This window comes from Albidovulum sediminicola (assembly GCF_025751575.1).
Classification (GTDB): Bacteria; Pseudomonadota; Alphaproteobacteria; order Rhodobacterales; family Rhodobacteraceae; genus Albidovulum; species Albidovulum sediminicola.
Window position 1 is genome coordinate 90948 of the sequence record NZ_JAOWLA010000003.1, and the last position, 16845, is coordinate 107792.

The window sequence follows — 16845 nt, forward strand, 5'->3', positions numbered from 1 at the left end:
TAAAAAGAGAAGAGCGGGCACAAGGCCCGCTCTTCCTTCAGCTTGGCTGACGTTCTGATTAGAACGAGAGGCCCAGACCGGCGGAGAAGGTGTCTTCGCCGTTGCCGTTGAAGCTGGAGCCACCATCGCTGGACGAACCGTAGCCGAGCATGGCCACAGCGCCGCCGCCGAGGTCGTAGTTCACAACCAGGCCAAAGCCGCTGCCCATGGCGTCGCCGCCGTACTCGCCGTAGTTCACGCCAACCAGCAGCGCGCCGGTGGTGTAAGCAGCGCCGAGGCCCCACCAGTCTGCGCTTACGCCCGTCGCGGAGAAGTCAGCGTAACCAGCGTTGACCGAGAAACCGTTCGCCAGCGAAGCAGCGGCGCTCACGCCCCACTCATCAACGTCGTTGGCGGTGGTGTAGCCGACGCCGACCTGAACGTCCGCACCGGACAGGCTGCCCGACCACTTGCCACCGATCGAGAGGATGGTGTCGCCCGTGGCACGGCCGGAGGTCATGGTCTGCTTGAGGCAGAGGAAGGTCACGCCGTCATAGCCGCAGCTGCCGAGGGTGGAGGTGCGGCCATCGTCCTGCTCGGCCGAGATCGCAACCGCGAAGTCGCCGAAGGAGTACTCGTAGCGCATGATCTGGTTGTCATACGCACCGTCAAGACCGGTGAACCAGTAGGCGCCCGCGTGGGTCGAGTGGTCGTCGAACAGCGAGGTGCCCGAGTAGATTTCCTGCAGGGCCCAGTCATAGGCGCCGTCGGTCTCACCCAGGGTGATCTTGCCGAACGAACCCGAAACCCAGACGGCTTCGTCGTCGAACTTCGGCAGACCGTTCGGCGTGTGCGAGCCGTTGGTGTCGTCGAGCTGAACCTTCGCGCCGAACTCCAGACCGTTGTCGGTCGAGCCGGACATGTTGAAGTTGATGACGATATCGTTGTGGAACTGCGTCTCCACATCGCTACCGCCGAAGATGCCCATTTCGGCGTAGCCGGAGAGCGAAACTTCCGCAGCCGCGGCGCCGGCGAAGCCGAGGAGCGCGGTGGAAGCGAGAAGAACCTTTTTCATTTCGTTTTCCCTCGTTGTGTCAAAGGTAGGCCCAACTCAGGGGAATCCGAATTGGGTATGCGTCTATTTCCCTCCATGCCGGTCGCATTGCAACGGAAACGGTTTGCTCTTCGGGAAGATCGGGGCTGATGGTGCAGAGTTGCCACAGTATGCCCGGCCGGCCCCTTTTTATCCCCCTAACGCCTTTGCCGGAAAAGCCTTGTTCGCGCGCGGCCGCTCGGCTAGACAGCGTTGAACGGCAGACGAGGACGGCGGAATGACGATCCGGAGCATGGTGCGTAAAGCGATTCTGGGCGGCTGCCTTGTGTCCTTGACCGCGTGCGGGGGAATCGCCAGCGGCGATAGCGGCTGGTTCAAGCGGCGCCAGCCGACCCTCGACCAGGAAACCCTTGATCAGCGCGCCCTTGCCGATCAGCAGCGTGCCGAGCTTGCGGCCTTCGAGCCCAAGAAGAAGCGCGGCAATCTCTGGGATCTCTTCGGCCAGTCCGACGACCCCAATGTGACCGTGCGGGTGAACAAGTATCTTTGGCAGGCCTCGCTTGAGGTGCTGAACTTCCTGCCGGTCGAATCCGTCGATCCCTTCACCGGCGTGATCGTGACCGGATATGGCACGCCCCCGGGCGGCGGCCGTTCCTATCGCGCGACGATCTATGTGCAGGACCCCGCGCTGGACGCCCGCTCGCTCAAGGTGGCGCTGGTCGCACGCGGCGGCGGGCCGGTCTCGGCCGAGGTCGCGCGCTCGGTCGAGGATGCTATTCTGACCCGCGCCCGTCAGCTGCGCATCCGCGACCTCGATCTCTGAGGGCGGCCATCTCCGCTAATCTCTGGACCTTCGCCACCCGCCGGGTATAACCACGCGCGGCAGTCGCATAAGGAAGGTCCCATGTCGCGCTACGATCCCGCTATCACCGAAGCCCGCTGGCAAAAGGCCTGGGACGCGGCCGGCGCCTTCACCGCGCGGCGCGACGAGACCCGACAGAAATACTATGTGCTGGAGATGTTCCCCTACCCCTCGGGGCGCATCCACATGGGCCATGTGCGCAACTACACGATGGGCGACGTGGTGGCGCGCTACAAATCCTCCTGCGGGTTCTCGGTGCTGCATCCGATGGGCTGGGACGCCTTCGGGATGCCCGCGGAAAACGCGGCGATGGAGCGGGGCGGACATCCCAAGGAATGGACCTACGGCAATATCGCCGTGATGCGCGACCAGATGAAGCCCTTGGGCCTGTCCATCGACTGGAGCCGCGAATTCGCGACCTGCGACCCGGAATACTACGGTCAGCAGCAGTCGATGTTCATCGATTTCATGGAAAAGGGCCTGGTCTACCGCAAGAACGCGGTCGTGAACTGGGACCCGATCGACATGACCGTCCTGGCCAACGAACAGGTGATCGACGGCAAGGGCTGGCGGTCGGGCGCGGTGGTGGAGCGGCGGGAACTGACGCAGTGGTTCTTCCGCATCTCCGATTTCGCGGGCGAACTGCTTGAGGCGCTCGACGGCCTCAACGACTGGCCGGAAAAGGTGCGCCTGATGCAGGCCAACTGGATCGGCAAATCGCGCGGGCTTCAATTCGCCTTCGACACGCTGGGCGCGCCCGAGGGCTTCGACCGGCTTGAGGTATACACGACCCGGCCCGACACGCTGATGGGCGCCTCCTTCGCGGCGATAAGCCCGGATCATCCGCTGGCCAAGGCGCTTGAGACAGGCGACGCGAAGGTCGCGGAGTTCGTAGCCGAATGCCGCCGTATCGGCACATCGGAAGAGGCGCTGGAAAAGGCCGAGAAGAAGGGGTTGGACACCGGCATCCGGGTCCGCCATCCCTTTGATCCCGAATGGGAACTCCCGGTCTACATCGCCAATTTCATCCTCATGGACTACGGAACCGGCGCGATCTTCGGCTGCCCCGCGCACGACCAGCGCGACTTCGATTTCGCGACCAAGTATAGCCTGCCGATCCCGCCGGTCTTCGTGGCCGAGGGCGCGGAAGAGGCGGCCCTGACCGAGGCCTTCGTGCCGATGAAGTCCGAGCGCGTCCGCTTTGTCCGTGGCTTCGCGGGGGGGCAGGTGCAGACCGGCGAAGAGGCCGTGAACGCCGCCATCGAGGCCTGCGAGGCTAGGGGCGTGGGCCGCGGCGTCACCAACTACCGCCTGCGCGACTGGGGCATCTCGCGCCAGCGTTACTGGGGCTGCCCGATCCCGGTCGTCCATTGCGCCGACTGCGGCGTGGTGGCCGAGAAGAAGGAAAACCTGCCCGTCCGCCTGCCCGATGACGTGACCTTCGACAAGCCTGGCAATCCGCTGGACCGGCACCCGACCTGGGCCGCGACCGCCTGCCCGTCCTGCGGCAAGCCCGCGCGGCGCGAAACCGACACGATGGACACATTCGTCGATTCGTCCTGGTACTACGCGCGCTTCACCTCGCCGCGCGCGGCAACGCCGACGGACGCGGCCGATGTCGATTACTGGATGAACGTCGACCAGTATATCGGCGGGATCGAGCATGCGATCCTGCACCTGCTCTATTCCCGCTTCTTCGCCCGCGCGATGCAGATCTGCGGCCACCTGCCGGAAAAGGCGATTGAGCCCTTCAACGCGCTCTTCACGCAAGGCATGGTCACGCACGAGACCTACGCGACCCGTGGCGCCGACGGCCGGCCGGTCTGGCAACTGCCGGAGGACGTGGTCCGCGAAGACGCAGGCGCGCGGCTCAAGGACGGCACCCCGGTCGAGGTCGGCCCCTCGATCAAGATGTCGAAGTCGAAGAAGAACGTCGTCGATCCGATGGACATCATCACCCGCTACGGCGCCGACACCGCGCGCTGGTTCGTGATGTCCGACAGCCCCCCCGAGCGGGACGTGGAATGGACCGCCTCGGGCGCGGATGCGACGCACAAGCACCTGTCCCGCGTCTGGCGGCTAGCGCATGAGGTCACCACGCGCGGCGCGGGCAACCCGGCCCAGGACGAGGCGCTTTTGAAGGCGATGCACAAGACCATCGCGGAAGTGACGGCCGGGATCGAGGGCTTCGCCTTCAACAAGGCGGTGGCGAAGCTTTACGAATTCACCAACACCTTCTCGAAATCCGACGCCTCGGCCGAGGCCAAGCGGGTGGCGATGCTGACGATGGCGCAGCTCATGTCGCCGATGGTCCCGCACCTGGCCGAGGATATCTGGTCGATGCTGGGGGGCGCCGGGCTTGTGGCCCAAGCCCCCTGGCCCAAGGCCGATCCGGCGATGCTGGTCGAGGATACGGTGACGCTGCCGATCCAGATCAATGGCAAGCGCCGCGCGGAAATTGTCGTTCCCAAGGACATGCCGCCGGCAGAGGTTGAAAAGATCGCGCTGGCCGACGATGCTGTGATCAAGTTCCTGGCCGGCCAACCGGTCAAGAAGTTGATCGTTGTCCCGGGGCGCATCGTCAATGTCGTGGTCTGACCGCCGCCAGTTCCTGAGCCTTCTTGCCGCGCTGCCGCTGGCGGCCTGCGGATTCCGCCCGGCCTACGGTCCGGGCGGGGCCGCGGCCGGGATGCTCGACAGCGTGAGCGTCGAGGCGCCCGAGGACCGCAATGGCTTCGACCTGGTGGAGCGGCTCGAAGAACGCCTGGGCCGCACCAAGTCACCGGTCTACAGGCTCTCCTACCGGATCGAGACCGGCGAAACCGGGCTCGGGATCACCCCGGAGGATACGACGACACGGTTCAACATCGATGGCTCCGTCGCCTTCGTGCTGCGCGATGCGGCGACTGGGCGCGAGTTGACGGCAGGCAAGGTCGCCACCTTCACCGCCTATTCCGCGACCGGCACCGCGGTTTCGACCGAAACGGCCCGCGCCGCCGCTTATCAGCGCCTGATGCGGCTCCTGGCGGATCAGATTGTCACCCGCCTGCTCGCGACCTCCACCGAGTGGAGGGATGCGTGAAGCTGACCGGCGCGGCGGCGGCGCGCTACTTCGCGCGTCCCGAACCGGACCGGACCGGGCTTCTGATCTTCGGACAAGACGCCATGCGCATCGCGCTGCGCCGGCAGGAGGTCGTGGCGGCGCTTGTCGGCCCGGAAGGCGAGGCGGAGATGCGCCTGACCCGGATCGCGGCCGGCGACCTGCGCAAGGATCACGCGATGCTTCTGGATGCCGCGAAGGCGCAGGGGTTCTTCCCCGGCCCGCGCGTCGTTCTGGTCGAGGACGCCACAGACGGTCTGGCACCCGTGGTCGCCGCGGCGCTGTCGGACTGGCGCCCGGGCGATGCCGCCGTCGTCGTGACCGCCGGACCGCTTGCGGCGAAATCCGCGCTACGGGCGCTTTTCGAGAAGCATCCCAACGCCTATTCGATCGGGATCTATGACGATCCGCCCAGCCGCGAAGAGATCGAGGCGACGCTGGCGCGTGCGGGTCTGAAGGACGTGGGCCGCGACGCGATGGCGGAGCTTGTCGGCCTCTCGCGGGACCTCGACCCCGGTGACTTTCGCCAGACGGTCGAAAAGGTCGCGCTTTACAAGTTCGGCGACAGCACGCCCCTGACCCCGGCGGAGGTGGAGCTTTGCGCCCCCGCCACGATCGAGGCCGGTTTGGACGATCTGATCCACGCCACCGCCGATGGCCGGCCGGAACGGATCGGCAGCCTGGTCCAGCGGCTTTCGGGGCAGGGGATGGGCGCGGTGTCGCTTTGCATCGCCGCGACCCGTCATTTTCGGGTGCTGCACCTGGCCGCGGCCGATCCCGGCGGGGCTTCGGCGGGGATCGCGCGTGCCCGCCCGCCGGTCATCTTCAAGCACCGTGAGGCGATGCAGCGCCAGGCGCAGACCTGGGGGCTTCGCAAGCTGGAACAGGCGCTGGCGATTCTGACCGACACGGACCTGACGCTGCGCTCGTCCTCGCGCGCGCCCGCGATGGCGGTGATGGAACGGGCGTTGCTGCGGCTGGCCATGCTGGGGCGGTCCCGTTAGGCCACAACGGCCGCGAACGCCCTTGCGCATCATCGCGGTGCATGTCTCCATGGGGGGCAAGACCACCTGCCTCGGGAACGAAAATTCCATGTATACCGTGATCGGAACCTCCAAAAGCCGCGCCGCCCGCGTGCTGTGGATGCTCGAAGAACTGGAAGAACCGTTCAAGCATGTCGCCGCGACGCCGCGCTCGGAAGGGGTGGTGGAGTTCAATCCGGCGGGCAAGATCCCGGTCCTGATCGAGGACGGCACGCCGATCACCGATTCGACCGCCATCATCCAGTATCTGGCCGACAAGCACGGGCGCCTGACCTATCGGGCGGGAACCCTCGACCGGGCGCGCCAGGACAGCCTGACCCAGTTTCTGCTCGATGAGTTCGACGCAGCACTTTGGATGGCGGCGCGCCACAGCTTCGTCCTGCCGGAGGAGTTGCGCCAGAGCGCGATCAAGGATTCCCTCAGGTGGGAGTTCGAGCGCAGCCAGAAGACGCTCATGCACCGCATGGGCGAGGGGCCGTTCCTGATGGGCGCGCAGATGACCGTGCCGGATATCATCCTGACACATTGCGGCAACTGGGCGCTGACCGCGCGCTTCCCCATCGTCGACCACAAGCTGTCGCTTTACCTCGAACGGATGCGGGCGCGGCCCGCCTTCAAGCGGGCGATGGCGCGCTGATGACCGCCGCGTCGTGCAGGCCGCGCGGCTTAGGTCTGGCGCGGTGGCAAGGGGAGGATCGGGATGGTTGACGCCTTCGCGGCATTGCATGCGGACTGCGCCCCCTTGGGCGCGCGGCTTTTCACCCTGACCGTTCACGACCCGAAGGCGCGGCTGTTCCGGCGGGCCTATAGCTCGCATCCGGAGGACTATCCGGTTTCCGGCACCAAGCCGATGGGCGATGACGCCTGGACGCGCCATGTCGTCGATGGTGGCCAGAGCTTCATCGCCAACACGACGGCGGAGTTCGCCCCGCTTTTCCCCGATCATGCGCAGATCAATGCGCTGGGCTGTCACGCGGCGCTGAACATTCCGGTCTTCGATGGCGCGGGCGCAGTGGTGGGCACCGTCAACATCCTGGATGCCGAAGGGCATTTCACCCCCGCCCGTGTTGCCGCGTTCGAGGCGCTGGTCGCCCGCCATCGTCCCGCGCTTCTGGCCCAGATCGCTGCGATGGACCTGATCGGCGGCTAAGGCGCCGCCGCATGGCGCCCCGCCCAGAGCCCGGTCGCAAGGCAGGCCGTCAGCAGGTATCCCCCGGTCGGCGCTTCCCAGTCCAGCATCTCGCCGCAGGCGAAGTGACCGGGCAGCGCCTTCAGCTCCAGCCCCTCGGTCAGGCTGTCATGAAGCACCCCGCCGGCGGAGGATATCGCCTCGGCGATGGGCCGGGGGCCGGCATGGCGAACAGGTAGAGCCTTCAGAAGCCGCGCCAGGGCTGTGCCCTCGGGCAGGGGGCGGCCCCATTCCATGACGAGCGCGATCTTCGCCGGAACAAGGCCAAGCGCCTTGCGCAGCCGGTTGGCCGTGCTGTCCTTGCCCTTGGCGCGCGCAAGCCGGGAGGAGACTTCGGCCACGTCCAGATCGGGCAGCAGGTCGAGCGCGAGTTCCACCCCGTCGCGGACGGCGGCTGAGACGGCGTAAACTCCGCCGCCCTCGATCCCGCGGGCGGAGATCACGAACTCGCCCCGTTCGCGCTGCGGACCCGCCAGAAGCGCGACGCCTTTGATCGGCGTGCCGAAATGCGGCGCAAGATGCGCCGACCAGTCCACGGCGAACCCCATGTTCGCGGGCCGGAAGGGGGCGATTCCCACCCCCTTTGCTGCAAGCCAGGGCACCCAGGCCGCGTCGGAGCCGAGCCGCGGCCAACTGGCGCCGCCGAGCGCCAGAACGGTCGAGGCCGGGGCCATGAGAGCAGGCCCTGAAGGTGTTTCGAAGGAGAGGGCCTGCCCCTCGAACCCCGTCCACCGCCAGCGCGTCCGCAACTCGACCCCAAGGCCGGAAAGTCGCGCCAGCCAGGCGCGCAGGAGCGGCGAGCCCTTCATCGTCACCGGGAACACCCGGCCGGAGGAGCCGGAGAACACCTCCTGACCAAGTCCGCGCGCCCAGGCTATGACTTCCTGCGGGCCGAAGTCTGCGAGCATCGGCCGCATCCAGGGGGCGCTGATCCGGCGGGCGAAATCCTCAGCCGGTTCGTCCTTGGTCAGGTTCAGCCCGGATTTGCCCGCCATCAGGAACTTGCGCGCGGGGCTGGGCTTGGCCTCGGTGACCACGACGCGCCGCCCGGCGCGGGCGAGCGCCTCGGCCGCCATCAGCCCGGCTGGGCCTGCGCCGATCACCAGCGCGTCGATACGTTCGATTTCCGGCAAATCCGACCCTCTCCCTCTCCCCCCCTCCTGTCGCAAGGACAGCGCCCGAGAGCAAGGGCGCAGAGGTGGCGGAGAGGTCGCGCCGATGCCCCGCCTCAGCGCCCGTCCGGCGTGGTTACACGGGCGCGGTTACACGGGCGGGGTCATCCCGGCGGGGTCAGCAGATATTCTCTCGTCTTCATGTCGAAGCCGGTGATGCGATAACCCTCGTCGAAGGCCGAGGTCAGCGCCGCGCGCACGCGAAGCCGTTCCGAAACCGCGCGGGGCAGGTCGTTTGACAGCAGCGCGCCGAAGTCCTCCGGGATCATGACGCGCCGGGTCAAGGGCGTCTCCGGCAGGTCCATGGATGCCTCTGGCGCCTCGGCGCGGCGCTGCACGCCCGGCGCCGTCAGATGCCATTCGGCCAGCAGGCGGTCGGAGGCGACCCCGGCGTTGATCCCCTCCATCTTGCCGTAATAGTCGGTGTAGTAGGTTCCCGCCGTCGCACCCAGCCGCGTGATGTTCAGCCCCGCGTTGATGCGCCGCAAGGGATCGTAGGTCCAGCGCACGAGTGTGATGCCGCGCGCCAGGCACCAGTCGCGCTGGAACCACTTGAGCTTCAGGCCCAGCCCCATGCCGCGGCTGTCCGGGTGGACCGCCAGCCGATGGGAATGCTGCACCTTGGGGTCGCGGGTGGGAAACCCGAAGAGGAACCCGAGCATCCGCCCGTCCTTGAAGGCCCCCGCCACAAGCCCGCCTTCGTGCGCGATGGCCAGCATGAGGTCGGAGTTATCGGCCGGATCGTCCTCGCCCCAGACCGTCCTCTGAAACGCCTCGGAGGCCTTGAGTTCCGCCACCCCGCTCAGTTCGCGCAGGATCAGCCCGTCGCCGGCGATGTTCATGGGCGGATCTCCTCGGACTGGTCCGAGACGGTTTCGAGAAAGGCGCGGTCCAGCGTCACGCCGATCCCGGCGCCGTTCAGCGGGACCGGCATCCGGCCCTCGGCGGCTTCGAGCGGTTCGTTGATGATGTCGCGCTTGAAATAGCGGCTGGCGCTCGACGTGTCGCCCGGCTTGGTGAAGTTCGCAAGCGTGGCGAGGTGGATGTTGTGCGCCCGACCGATGCCGCTTTCAAGCATCCCGCCGCACCAGACCGGCGCGCCGGAGGCGGCGCTGATGTCATGGATGGCGCGGGCCGCGGCGAAACCGCCGACGCGGCCGACCTTGATGTTGATTACCCGCGTCGCGCGCGCCTCAAGCGCCTTTCGGGCATCGACGGGGGTGCGGATGCTCTCGTCAAGGCAGATCGCGGTCTTCAGCGCCGCCTGAAGCTGGGCGTGGTCGTGGATGTCGTCATGGGCCAGCGGCTGTTCGATGTAGTCCAGCCCGAACGCGTCCAACGCCCGCAGCACCGGGAGATCCGTCAGCCCGTAGTCGGTGTTGGCGTCCACGGTCAGCTTGATATCGGGGAAGCGTTCGCGCACGGCGGCCACGATCGCGATGTCATGGCCTTGCGCGATCTTGAGCTTGGTGCGCTTGTAGCCCTGCGCCACCGCCTCCTCGACGCGCTCCAGGGTCTTCGCGACCGGCGCGATGCCAAGGCTGACGCCCACATCGACGGCGTCGCGAACGCCGCCAAGCGCGGATTTGAGCGGGATGTTCAGGCTTTTGGCCCAGAGGTCCCAGAACGCCATCTCCACCACGGCCTTGGCCATGCGATTGCCGCGCCAGGGATCGAGGATCGGCGCCAGTTCATAGGGCGAGGCGAACCGTTTGCCGACGATGCGCGGCAAGAGGACATCGCGCAGGAAGGCCATAGCGCCGGGCACGGTTTCCTCAAGGTAGTCGGGCGTCGGGTCCATGACGCCCTCGGCGATACCCTCCAGCCCCTCGCCCCGTAGGACCAGCAAGGGGAAGGTCTTGGCCGTCATCGTGCCGGTCGAGATGACGAAGGGCGTCAGCAGCGGCAGGCTGACGACGCGCAGTTCGGCCGCTTCGATCAGGATGCCGCCGCGCGGCGTCACGGCCTGCGGCGTGTCGGTTTTTTCTAGCATGTCTGGCACTTTGCACTCTGTTGGAGGTGTCTATCGAACCTTGGCGATGAACCGCTCGAAGACCTCGGTCTTGGGATTGGTGAACATTTCTTCGGGCGGGCCCTGCTCGGCGATGCGCCCCTGGTGGAGGAAGACCACTTCGGAGGAAACGTCGCGCGCGAAGCCCATTTCATGGGTCACGACGATCATCGTGCGCCCCTCGGCGGCAAGGTCCTGCATTACCTTCAGCACCTCGCCGACCAGTTCCGGGTCAAGCGCCGAGGTCGGCTCATCGAAGAGGATGGCCTCCGGCTCCATGGCCAGCGCCCGGGCGATGGCCACACGCTGCTGCTGTCCGCCGGAAAGCTGCGAGGGATACATCTGCATCCGCTCCTCCAGCCCGACGCGCTTCAGAAGGGCTTCGGCCTTGTCGCGGGCCTCCGCCTTGGACGTGCCCTTGACGTGGATCGGGCCCTCCATGACGTTTTCCAGAACCGTGCGGTGGGTCCAGAGGTTGAATTGCTGGAACACCATGCCCAGCCGGGCGCGGATCTGCTCGATATGGCGGGCGCTTTGCGGCTTGCCGTTCTTCACGAGGATTTCCTCGCCCAGAATGGTCACCTTGCCGGAGGTTGGGATTTCAAGGAAATTCAGGCAGCGCAGGAAGGTCGATTTGCCCGACCCCGAGGAGCCCAGGATCGAGATCACGTCGTGATTGCGCGCCTTGAGCGAGATCCCTTTCAGGACTTCGAGGTTGCCGAAGGATTTGTGGATGTCCTCTGCCTGCAAGATGATGTCGGGCTGGGTCATGCCTGGGTTCCCTTGACGGTTGGGGTGGTGGTGCGGGGCCGTTCCCGGGCCTCGATGTGACGGCTCAGATAGCGTTCCGCCTGGCGCCAGACGAAGACGAAGACCGCGGTCATGAAGAGGTAGATCAGTGCCGCCCAGAGGTAGACCGAGAAGTCGAAGGTCTTGGAAAAGACCTGCCGCGTGCGACCCATCAGGTCGAAGACGGTCACGACGCTGGCCAGCGCGCTGGCCTTCATCAGCAGGATGAACTCGTTGCCGAGCGCTGGCCAGGCGATGCGGTAGGCGTGGGGGAAGACGACGCGGGCCAGGGTCTTGCGCCACGTCATGCCCACGGCCTTGGCCGCCTCGATCTCGCCCTGCGGCACGCCCATGATGCCGCCGCGCAGGATCTCTGTCTGGTAGGCGGTGGAGTTGAGGGCGAAGGCCAGCAGCGCGCAGTTGAACGGATCGCGGAAGAAGGTCCAGAGACCCCAGTCCTCCAGCGCGGGCCGGAACTGGCCGGACCCGTAGAAGATCAGGAAAAGCTGGGCGAGGATCGGCGTGCCCCGCATGAAGGAGACATAGAGCCGGAGCGGCGCCTGCGCGAGCGGCGAGACACGCACGCGAATGAGCGCGAAGCCGGGCGAGACCAGCGCCGCGATCAGCGCGCCCAGGAACGTCAGCTTGATCGTCATCAGCGCGCCGTCCAGAAGCCGCGGCCAGTAGTCGATGAGGATCTCGATCGGGTTCATGAGGTGACCCTCCGGATGCCGCGATTGGCGCGCCGCTCCAGCTTCGCCAGGACCAATTCCGACAGCACGCACATCACCCAGTAGATCAGGCAGGCCAGCAGGTAGAAGGTGAAGGGCTGCTTGGTGACGCCGACGGCAACCTTCGTCATCCGCATCAGGTCATCCAGCGCGATGACGGAGACCAGCGCCGTGTCCTTGAGCATGTTGATCCAGAGGTTGCCAAGCCCCGGCAGGGCAAAGCGCCAGACCTGCGGCAACTGGATCCGAAGGAAGATCTGGCGGTTGGTCATGCCGATGGCGCGACCGGCCTCGATCTGGCCAATGTCGAGCGACTGGAACGCCCCGCGCAGCACCTCGCCCGCGAAGGCCCCGAACACCATGCCGAGCGCGATGACCCCGGCGGCGAAGGGGCTGAAATCGGTCGGAGGGGCCTCCGGGCTCCACCAGCGCAGGATCACGTTCAGCAATAGCCCCGCGCCGTTGTAGACGACGAAGAGCGTCAGTATCTCCGGCAGGCCGCGCATGACGGTCGTATAGCCGAAGCCCAGAACGCGCAGCGGCCGCCATTTCGACATCGACGCGAAGGCCGCGAGGAAACCGAGGAAGAGCCCCACGGGAAGCGTCACGACCGCCAGTTGGACGGTGATCGCGAGCCCCCGCAGGATTTCATCCCCCCAGCCGGCATCTCCATATGAGAACAGTTCATACATGGGTCAGACCCTTGGTCGGGGGGACGGTTCGCATCATTTCATCGTATAGACATCGATGTCGAAATACTTGTCGTTGATCGCCTTGTAGGTGCCGTCGGCACGAATTTCGGCGAGTGCTGCATTCAGTTTCTCGCGCAGCTCGTCATCTTCCTGGCGCACGGCGATGCCGACGCCTTCGCCCACGAAGGCCGGATCGGTGATCGGCTCACCCGCCAGTTCGCAGCAGCTGCCGTCCTCGGTCTTGGTGGTCCAGTCGAGCATGGGGAGCATGTCGCCGACCTGCACGTCGATCCGGCCGCTGGCCATGTCGAGGTTCACCTCGTCCTGGGTCGGGTAAAGCCGGATGTCCGCGTCGGGATAGGTCGCCTCGACGTAATCCGCCTGGGTGGTTCCGGACTGGGCGCCGATGACCTTGTCCGAAAGCGTCTCATTGGTGAATTCGGTGATGTCCGAGCCTTTCGGAAGGACATGGGTCATCGCGGCAAGATAGTAGGGATCGGTGAAATCCACCTGCTTCTTGCGCTCTTCGGTGATGAACATCGACGCGATGATGAAGTCGTACTTGTTGGCCAGAAGGCCCGGAATGATGCCATCCCAGTCCTGGGCCACGACTTCGCATTCGGCGCCCATGCGCTTGCAAAGCTCCTGCCCGATCTCGACGTCGAAGCCGGCGATCTCGCCGTTCGCTTCGATGTAGTTGAAGGGGGGGTAGGCGCCTTCCGTGCCCAGCCGCAGCGTTTCGGCCGATACGGCGGTGGCCGTCGCCCCGCCGGCCGCGGCCAGGGCGAGTGTCGCGGCGATGGTGTTCCAGAGTCTCATGCGTTTTCTCCCGGTTGCATGCTTGTCGTCGTCAATTTTCCACCTGGGCCTGCGGCGCACCGACATGACCCGTGAAGCGTCCGTAAAGTCGCGCGATCTTGTCGAGCCTGTTGTCGACCTCGGGGCCGAGCTCGGTGAATACGCCGTGGATGAGCAGGTTCGAAAGGCTCGCCATCAGCGCGGTCGAGTCCCAGAACTGGTGAAACTGGGTCCGCACGGCGAAAACCTCGTCGGCGACGGCGTGCCCCCAGTCGCAGAAGACGTCGGTGACCAGCGTGACCGGAATCCCGGCTGCGCGCGCCTCCTGCGCGAGGAGCTTCGCCAGCCGCGAATACCGCCGCGCCTCGAAGATCACCAGGCAGGCGTCCTGATCCGTCGCGAGCGTTTCGATGAAATTGCCGCCCGCGAGGTCGAGCAGGGTCACGCGATCGCGGATATATTGCAGCTGGTTCGCGAAGTATTGCGCGATCCCGCGCTCGGTCTGAAATCCTGCGACATGGACGCAGTCGCGGGTGGCCAGCCGCTTGACCGCGCGGCGCCATTCGGGGGTGCGGGCAAGCTCGTAGACGCTGACCAGGCCCGCGATCTCCAGCTCCATCCCGCTCGCCAGCGCGGCGTCCCCGGCAATCTCGTTGCCCTGCAACTCCCGCAGGCGGTCGCTCATGAGCCAGGGGTGATCCCCGATATCGTTCTTGAGATGATCCTTGAGGTTCTTGAAGCTCGTATATCCGAGTGAGCGGCAGAACCGGCCGACCGTGGCCTCGCTGACCTCCACCTTCTTGGCGATGCTGGAGGCCGTCTCGAACGGCAGTTCGGACAGGCCGCTCATCATGAAATTGGCGATCTTCCGATCAGCCTTCGAGCCCTTGTTCAGAGCATTGTCGAGCCGAATCTTCAGAGGCTGGTTCAAGGGCGGGGCCTTCACTTTCGATCTTCAGGACTCAAGTTGAAATATTTCTGTCATTACGTCAACAAATAAATATGTCTTTCATTCTTGGGCGCCGCCGCGAAGCTTGCAGCGCGCCCTTCGGTGGTCGTTTCAGGTTCGGCGGCGCGCCCCCGGATGCCGCAAGACGCTTGCTGATTCCCAAGAAAAGAAGGACGCTTGGCTCATCTGTTCTGACAAGGAGAGGCCGCGCCGCCATTCGGCCCCAAGGTTGCGATGACGGTCGGACGCTCCAGCAAGCGGCGCTGCGCGGAACGCGGTCGCCGCAAGAGCCGGAAGGTTCCGGGCCCCGGGGGGACGGGGATCGGATCGCTTGCCAAGCGGAGGTGGGTCCATGGCGTTCAAGCTTCGAGAGGTCAAAGACGCGAAAAAGACATTTGGCGCCGTGGCGGCCGAAATCGACCCCTACGAGAACTGGGAAAAGGCGACCGTGCCTGCGCACGAAAAAGAACCCGACAAGCGGCGCTGGCAGCCGGTCTATCTGCAGTTGGAAGGCGATCCCCGGATCTCGGCGAGGAAGCTGAGGGAGGCAGCGCGGAAACAGGGGCAAATCTTCCGCATTGGCCTCTTCGAGGATTCGATCCTCTCCTGGGTCGCAAGTCTGGAACCCTGCGATCCGGTCCCGGAAGAATATCTGCGCCTTTTCGCCTTCCGGCCGGAGACGGATGCCTACGTCCCGCTGAGTGAAGGCTCCACCCAGCTTTACTCGGTGCTGCATGTCGGCCCGGCTATTCCCATGGCGTTCGTCGAAAAGTTCATCGGCTGGCCTTCCTCCTATCAGGCGCGCGGAAACCGCCGGGGGGATGGCGTCGTGACCGCGGTCATCGACGACTTCATCGGATTCGCCAACACGAGCTTCAGAAGCGGCGAAAGCGAATCGCGGTTCCACTGGTTCTGGGCCCAGGGGCAGCCGATCGTGGGCGAGAGCAGCAGTCCCGTCGAGATCGGGACAATCTGGGGCAAGGGCGATATGGACCGGATGCTTTCGCCGGGCCTGACCGAGCCCGAGATCTACGCAAAGTACTACCCCGACGGGATCAGATCGATCGGCCGCACGCCCGAGCCCATGGGGGCGAACGACATCCGCGATCCCGCCCTTGCACGGCCCTTCGACTTTCTGGCCAGCCACGGGACCCACGTCGCCGAGATCGCAGCCGGTTACCCCATGGAGGACGAGCGCCGCGATCAGCCCATCATTGGCGTGCAACTGCCAAGGCTGGCCACACAGGAAACCTGGGGGGCACGCCTGGATGTCTTCATCCTGATGGCCGTTCAGCGCATCCTGGACTGGGCCGACCGGTGGACCGAAGGTGGCAAGACAGTCCGGGCGCCGGTGGTGATCAACATCAGCTACGGCATCCTGGCCGGACCGAAGGACGGGACGGGGTTCTTGGAAGCCGAGATCGCCCGCCTTGTTAGGTTGCGCAACGCCGGTGGCAAGGGCATTCCGACCGCCGTCGTGTTTCCGGCGGGCAACGGATACCGGGCCGATTGCCACGCAGAGAAGTGGTTGCCCCCCGGCAAGACCGCTCGGGTTTCCCTGCGCGTCCAGCCCGAGGACCTGTCCGCGACCTTCGTGGAGATCTGGCTCGAACAGCAGGAGCCCGCGCGCTTCACGCTCACGCTGCCGAACGGCGAAGTGCTTGCGGCGGATCTGACGGGCGCCGCGATCTGGGACGTGACCGAGGACGGACCGCCCCCGCGGATCGTCGGGCGGGTCTATGACACGGATCTTCCAAACGGGCGGCGCCGAGTTGTCCTCGCCCTTGGACCGACGCTGGACCACGAAACGCCCGACATCGTCGCGCCGGCCGGGGAATACGGCCTCATGATCACCAACACGTCCAAACGCCGGCAGTTCGTCACGATCGGCGTCCAGCGCGACGACACGCCAAGCGCCTTCCCGGCCTACGGCCGGCAGGCCTATCTCGATCATGAGGGCGTGGGCGCCTACGACCCCGCCACGGCCGACTGGACGCTGCCCGGAACGGGGCCGGTGACACGGCAGCGAACGATTTCCGCCTATGCTACGTCGGGTGAGCAGAACTTCATCGTCGTGGGCGCGGCGATCGGCGCAGGGGCCCCGCCATGGGCCGCGCTTTATGCGGGCGCGGGGGTGGCCGACACACTGCCGTCGCGTCCGCGCCAGACGCCGGATATCGGGGCGATTTCGGAAGAAGGCTGGGCCCATCCCGGGGTGCTTGCGACAGGAACCTATTCCGGGTCTTCGGCTCTCTTCCAGGGCAGCAGCGCCGCAGCGCCCCAGGTCACGCGTGCGATCGTCCGGCAGTTCGGCCAGATGAAGAGCGGAACGGATGTCGACGTTAGAGCCTTGCTACGGGGGGGCTCGCACCATGCGAAGCCCGATCTGCAGTTGGGGCGGGGGACGCTGGCGTTCGATTGGCCCGGTCAGAAGATCGCGCGGCGCCGAACGTGCTAGGTGCGGGCGTTGCGGGCG

At 66.0% G+C, this 16845-nt stretch carries 16 protein-coding genes; 7 read left to right on the plus strand and 9 right to left on the minus strand.

Features of this window, described 5'->3' with window-relative positions; genetic code table 11:
- Nucleotides 1–58: 58 nt before the first annotated feature.
- Complete coding sequence (locus OE647_RS04200) at nt 59–1054, minus strand: porin (protein ID WP_263720411.1); 996 nt, start codon at nt 1052–1054, stop codon at nt 59–61.
- 256 nt (nt 1055–1310) lie between these two features.
- Between OE647_RS04200 and OE647_RS04205 the strand changes: the two genes are divergently transcribed.
- From OE647_RS04205 to OE647_RS04230, 6 genes are all read left to right on the plus strand, one after another.
- Complete coding sequence (locus OE647_RS04205; protein ID WP_263720412.1) at nt 1311–1856, plus strand: DUF3576 domain-containing protein; 546 nt, start codon at nt 1311–1313, stop codon at nt 1854–1856.
- Nucleotides 1857–1937: 81 nt separating this feature from the next.
- On the plus strand, nt 1938–4493 hold the full coding sequence (gene leuS, locus OE647_RS04210; RefSeq protein ID WP_263720413.1) for a leucine--tRNA ligase: 2556 nt from the start codon (nt 1938–1940) through the stop codon (nt 4491–4493).
- Complete coding sequence (lptE, locus tag OE647_RS04215; RefSeq protein WP_263720414.1) at nt 4480–4977, plus strand: LPS assembly lipoprotein LptE; 498 nt, start codon at nt 4480–4482, stop codon at nt 4975–4977. The genes leuS and lptE overlap by 14 nt, the downstream gene beginning before the upstream one ends.
- Nucleotides 4974–5999 (plus strand): DNA polymerase III subunit delta, encoded by a 1026-nt coding sequence (gene holA / locus OE647_RS04220; protein WP_263720415.1) that lies wholly within the window; start codon nt 4974–4976, stop codon nt 5997–5999. The genes lptE and holA overlap by 4 nt, the downstream gene beginning before the upstream one ends.
- A gap of 88 nt (nt 6000–6087) precedes the next feature.
- Nucleotides 6088–6675 (plus strand): glutathione S-transferase family protein, encoded by a 588-nt coding sequence (locus tag OE647_RS04225; protein ID WP_263720624.1) that lies wholly within the window; start codon nt 6088–6090, stop codon nt 6673–6675.
- 63 nt (nt 6676–6738) lie between these two features.
- Entirely contained in the window at nt 6739–7188 is a 450-nt protein-coding gene (locus OE647_RS04230) for a GAF domain-containing protein (RefSeq protein WP_263720416.1), read from the plus strand.
- On the opposite strand, the gene OE647_RS04235 is transcribed toward OE647_RS04230, so the two are convergent.
- From OE647_RS04235 to OE647_RS04270, 8 genes are all read right to left on the minus strand, one after another.
- Complete coding sequence (locus OE647_RS04235; RefSeq protein WP_263720626.1) at nt 7185–8342, minus strand: TIGR03862 family flavoprotein; 1158 nt, start codon at nt 8340–8342, stop codon at nt 7185–7187. The genes OE647_RS04230 and OE647_RS04235 overlap by 4 nt on opposite strands.
- A 161-nt stretch (nt 8343–8503) precedes the next feature.
- Nucleotides 8504–9241, minus strand: a complete 738-nt coding sequence (locus OE647_RS04240) for a GNAT family N-acetyltransferase (RefSeq protein WP_263720417.1) — start codon at nt 9239–9241, stop codon at nt 8504–8506.
- Nucleotides 9238–10392 carry an o-succinylbenzoate synthase gene (gene menC / locus OE647_RS04245; protein WP_263720418.1) on the minus strand — a complete coding sequence of 385 codons (1155 nt, stop codon included), beginning with the start codon at nt 10390–10392 and terminating at the stop codon, nt 9238–9240. Before menC ends, OE647_RS04240 begins: the two co-directional genes overlap by 4 nt.
- 30 nt (nt 10393–10422) lie before the next feature.
- Nucleotides 10423–11181, minus strand: coding sequence for an ABC transporter ATP-binding protein (locus OE647_RS04250; protein WP_263720419.1), 759 nt, complete (start codon nt 11179–11181; stop codon nt 10423–10425).
- Nucleotides 11178–11912, minus strand: a complete 735-nt coding sequence (locus OE647_RS04255) for an ABC transporter permease (RefSeq protein WP_263720420.1) — start codon at nt 11910–11912, stop codon at nt 11178–11180. Before OE647_RS04255 ends, OE647_RS04250 begins: the two co-directional genes overlap by 4 nt.
- Nucleotides 11909–12622 (minus strand): ABC transporter permease, encoded by a 714-nt coding sequence (locus OE647_RS04260; RefSeq protein ID WP_263720421.1) that lies wholly within the window; start codon nt 12620–12622, stop codon nt 11909–11911. Before OE647_RS04260 ends, OE647_RS04255 begins: the two co-directional genes overlap by 4 nt.
- Nucleotides 12623–12655: 33 nt before the next feature.
- Nucleotides 12656–13441: an ABC transporter substrate-binding protein gene (locus tag OE647_RS04265; protein WP_263720422.1), complete on the minus strand. Its 786-nt coding sequence runs from the start codon at nt 13439–13441 to the stop codon at nt 12656–12658.
- A gap of 31 nt (nt 13442–13472) precedes the next feature.
- Nucleotides 13473–14351: a MurR/RpiR family transcriptional regulator gene (locus tag OE647_RS04270; protein ID WP_263720423.1), complete on the minus strand. Its 879-nt coding sequence runs from the start codon at nt 14349–14351 to the stop codon at nt 13473–13475.
- A 370-nt stretch (nt 14352–14721) separates the two neighbouring features.
- Between OE647_RS04270 and OE647_RS04275 the strand changes: the two genes are divergently transcribed.
- On the plus strand, nt 14722–16827 hold the full coding sequence (locus OE647_RS04275) for a S8/S53 family peptidase (RefSeq protein WP_263720424.1): 2106 nt from the start codon (nt 14722–14724) through the stop codon (nt 16825–16827).
- Nucleotides 16828–16845 lie beyond the last annotated feature (18 nt).

Excerpts from the sequence above, each read along its gene's own strand:
- OE647_RS04200 (WP_263720411.1), bottom strand. The coding sequence starts at position 1,054 with ATGAAAAAGGTTCTTCTCGCTTCCACCGCGCTCCTCGGCTTCGCCGGC.
- OE647_RS04205 (WP_263720412.1), top strand. The coding sequence starts at position 1,311 with ATGACGATCCGGAGCATGGTGCGTAAAGCGATTCTGGGCGGCTGCCTT.
- leuS (WP_263720413.1), top strand. The coding sequence starts at position 1,938 with ATGTCGCGCTACGATCCCGCTATCACCGAAGCCCGCTGGCAAAAGGCC.
- lptE (WP_263720414.1), top strand. The coding sequence starts at position 4,480 with ATGTCGTGGTCTGACCGCCGCCAGTTCCTGAGCCTTCTTGCCGCGCTG.
- OE647_RS04225 (WP_263720624.1), top strand. The coding sequence starts at position 6,088 with ATGTATACCGTGATCGGAACCTCCAAAAGCCGCGCCGCCCGCGTGCTG.
- OE647_RS04230 (WP_263720416.1), top strand. The coding sequence starts at position 6,739 with ATGGTTGACGCCTTCGCGGCATTGCATGCGGACTGCGCCCCCTTGGGC.
- OE647_RS04240 (WP_263720417.1), bottom strand. The coding sequence starts at position 9,241 with ATGAACATCGCCGGCGACGGGCTGATCCTGCGCGAACTGAGCGGGGTG.
- menC (WP_263720418.1), bottom strand. The coding sequence starts at position 10,392 with ATGCTAGAAAAAACCGACACGCCGCAGGCCGTGACGCCGCGCGGCGGC.
- OE647_RS04250 (WP_263720419.1), bottom strand. The coding sequence starts at position 11,181 with ATGACCCAGCCCGACATCATCTTGCAGGCAGAGGACATCCACAAATCC.
- OE647_RS04255 (WP_263720420.1), bottom strand. The coding sequence starts at position 11,912 with ATGAACCCGATCGAGATCCTCATCGACTACTGGCCGCGGCTTCTGGAC.
- OE647_RS04260 (WP_263720421.1), bottom strand. The coding sequence starts at position 12,622 with ATGTATGAACTGTTCTCATATGGAGATGCCGGCTGGGGGGATGAAATC.
- OE647_RS04265 (WP_263720422.1), bottom strand. The coding sequence starts at position 13,441 with ATGAGACTCTGGAACACCATCGCCGCGACACTCGCCCTGGCCGCGGCC.
- OE647_RS04275 (WP_263720424.1), top strand. The coding sequence starts at position 14,722 with ATGGCGTTCAAGCTTCGAGAGGTCAAAGACGCGAAAAAGACATTTGGC.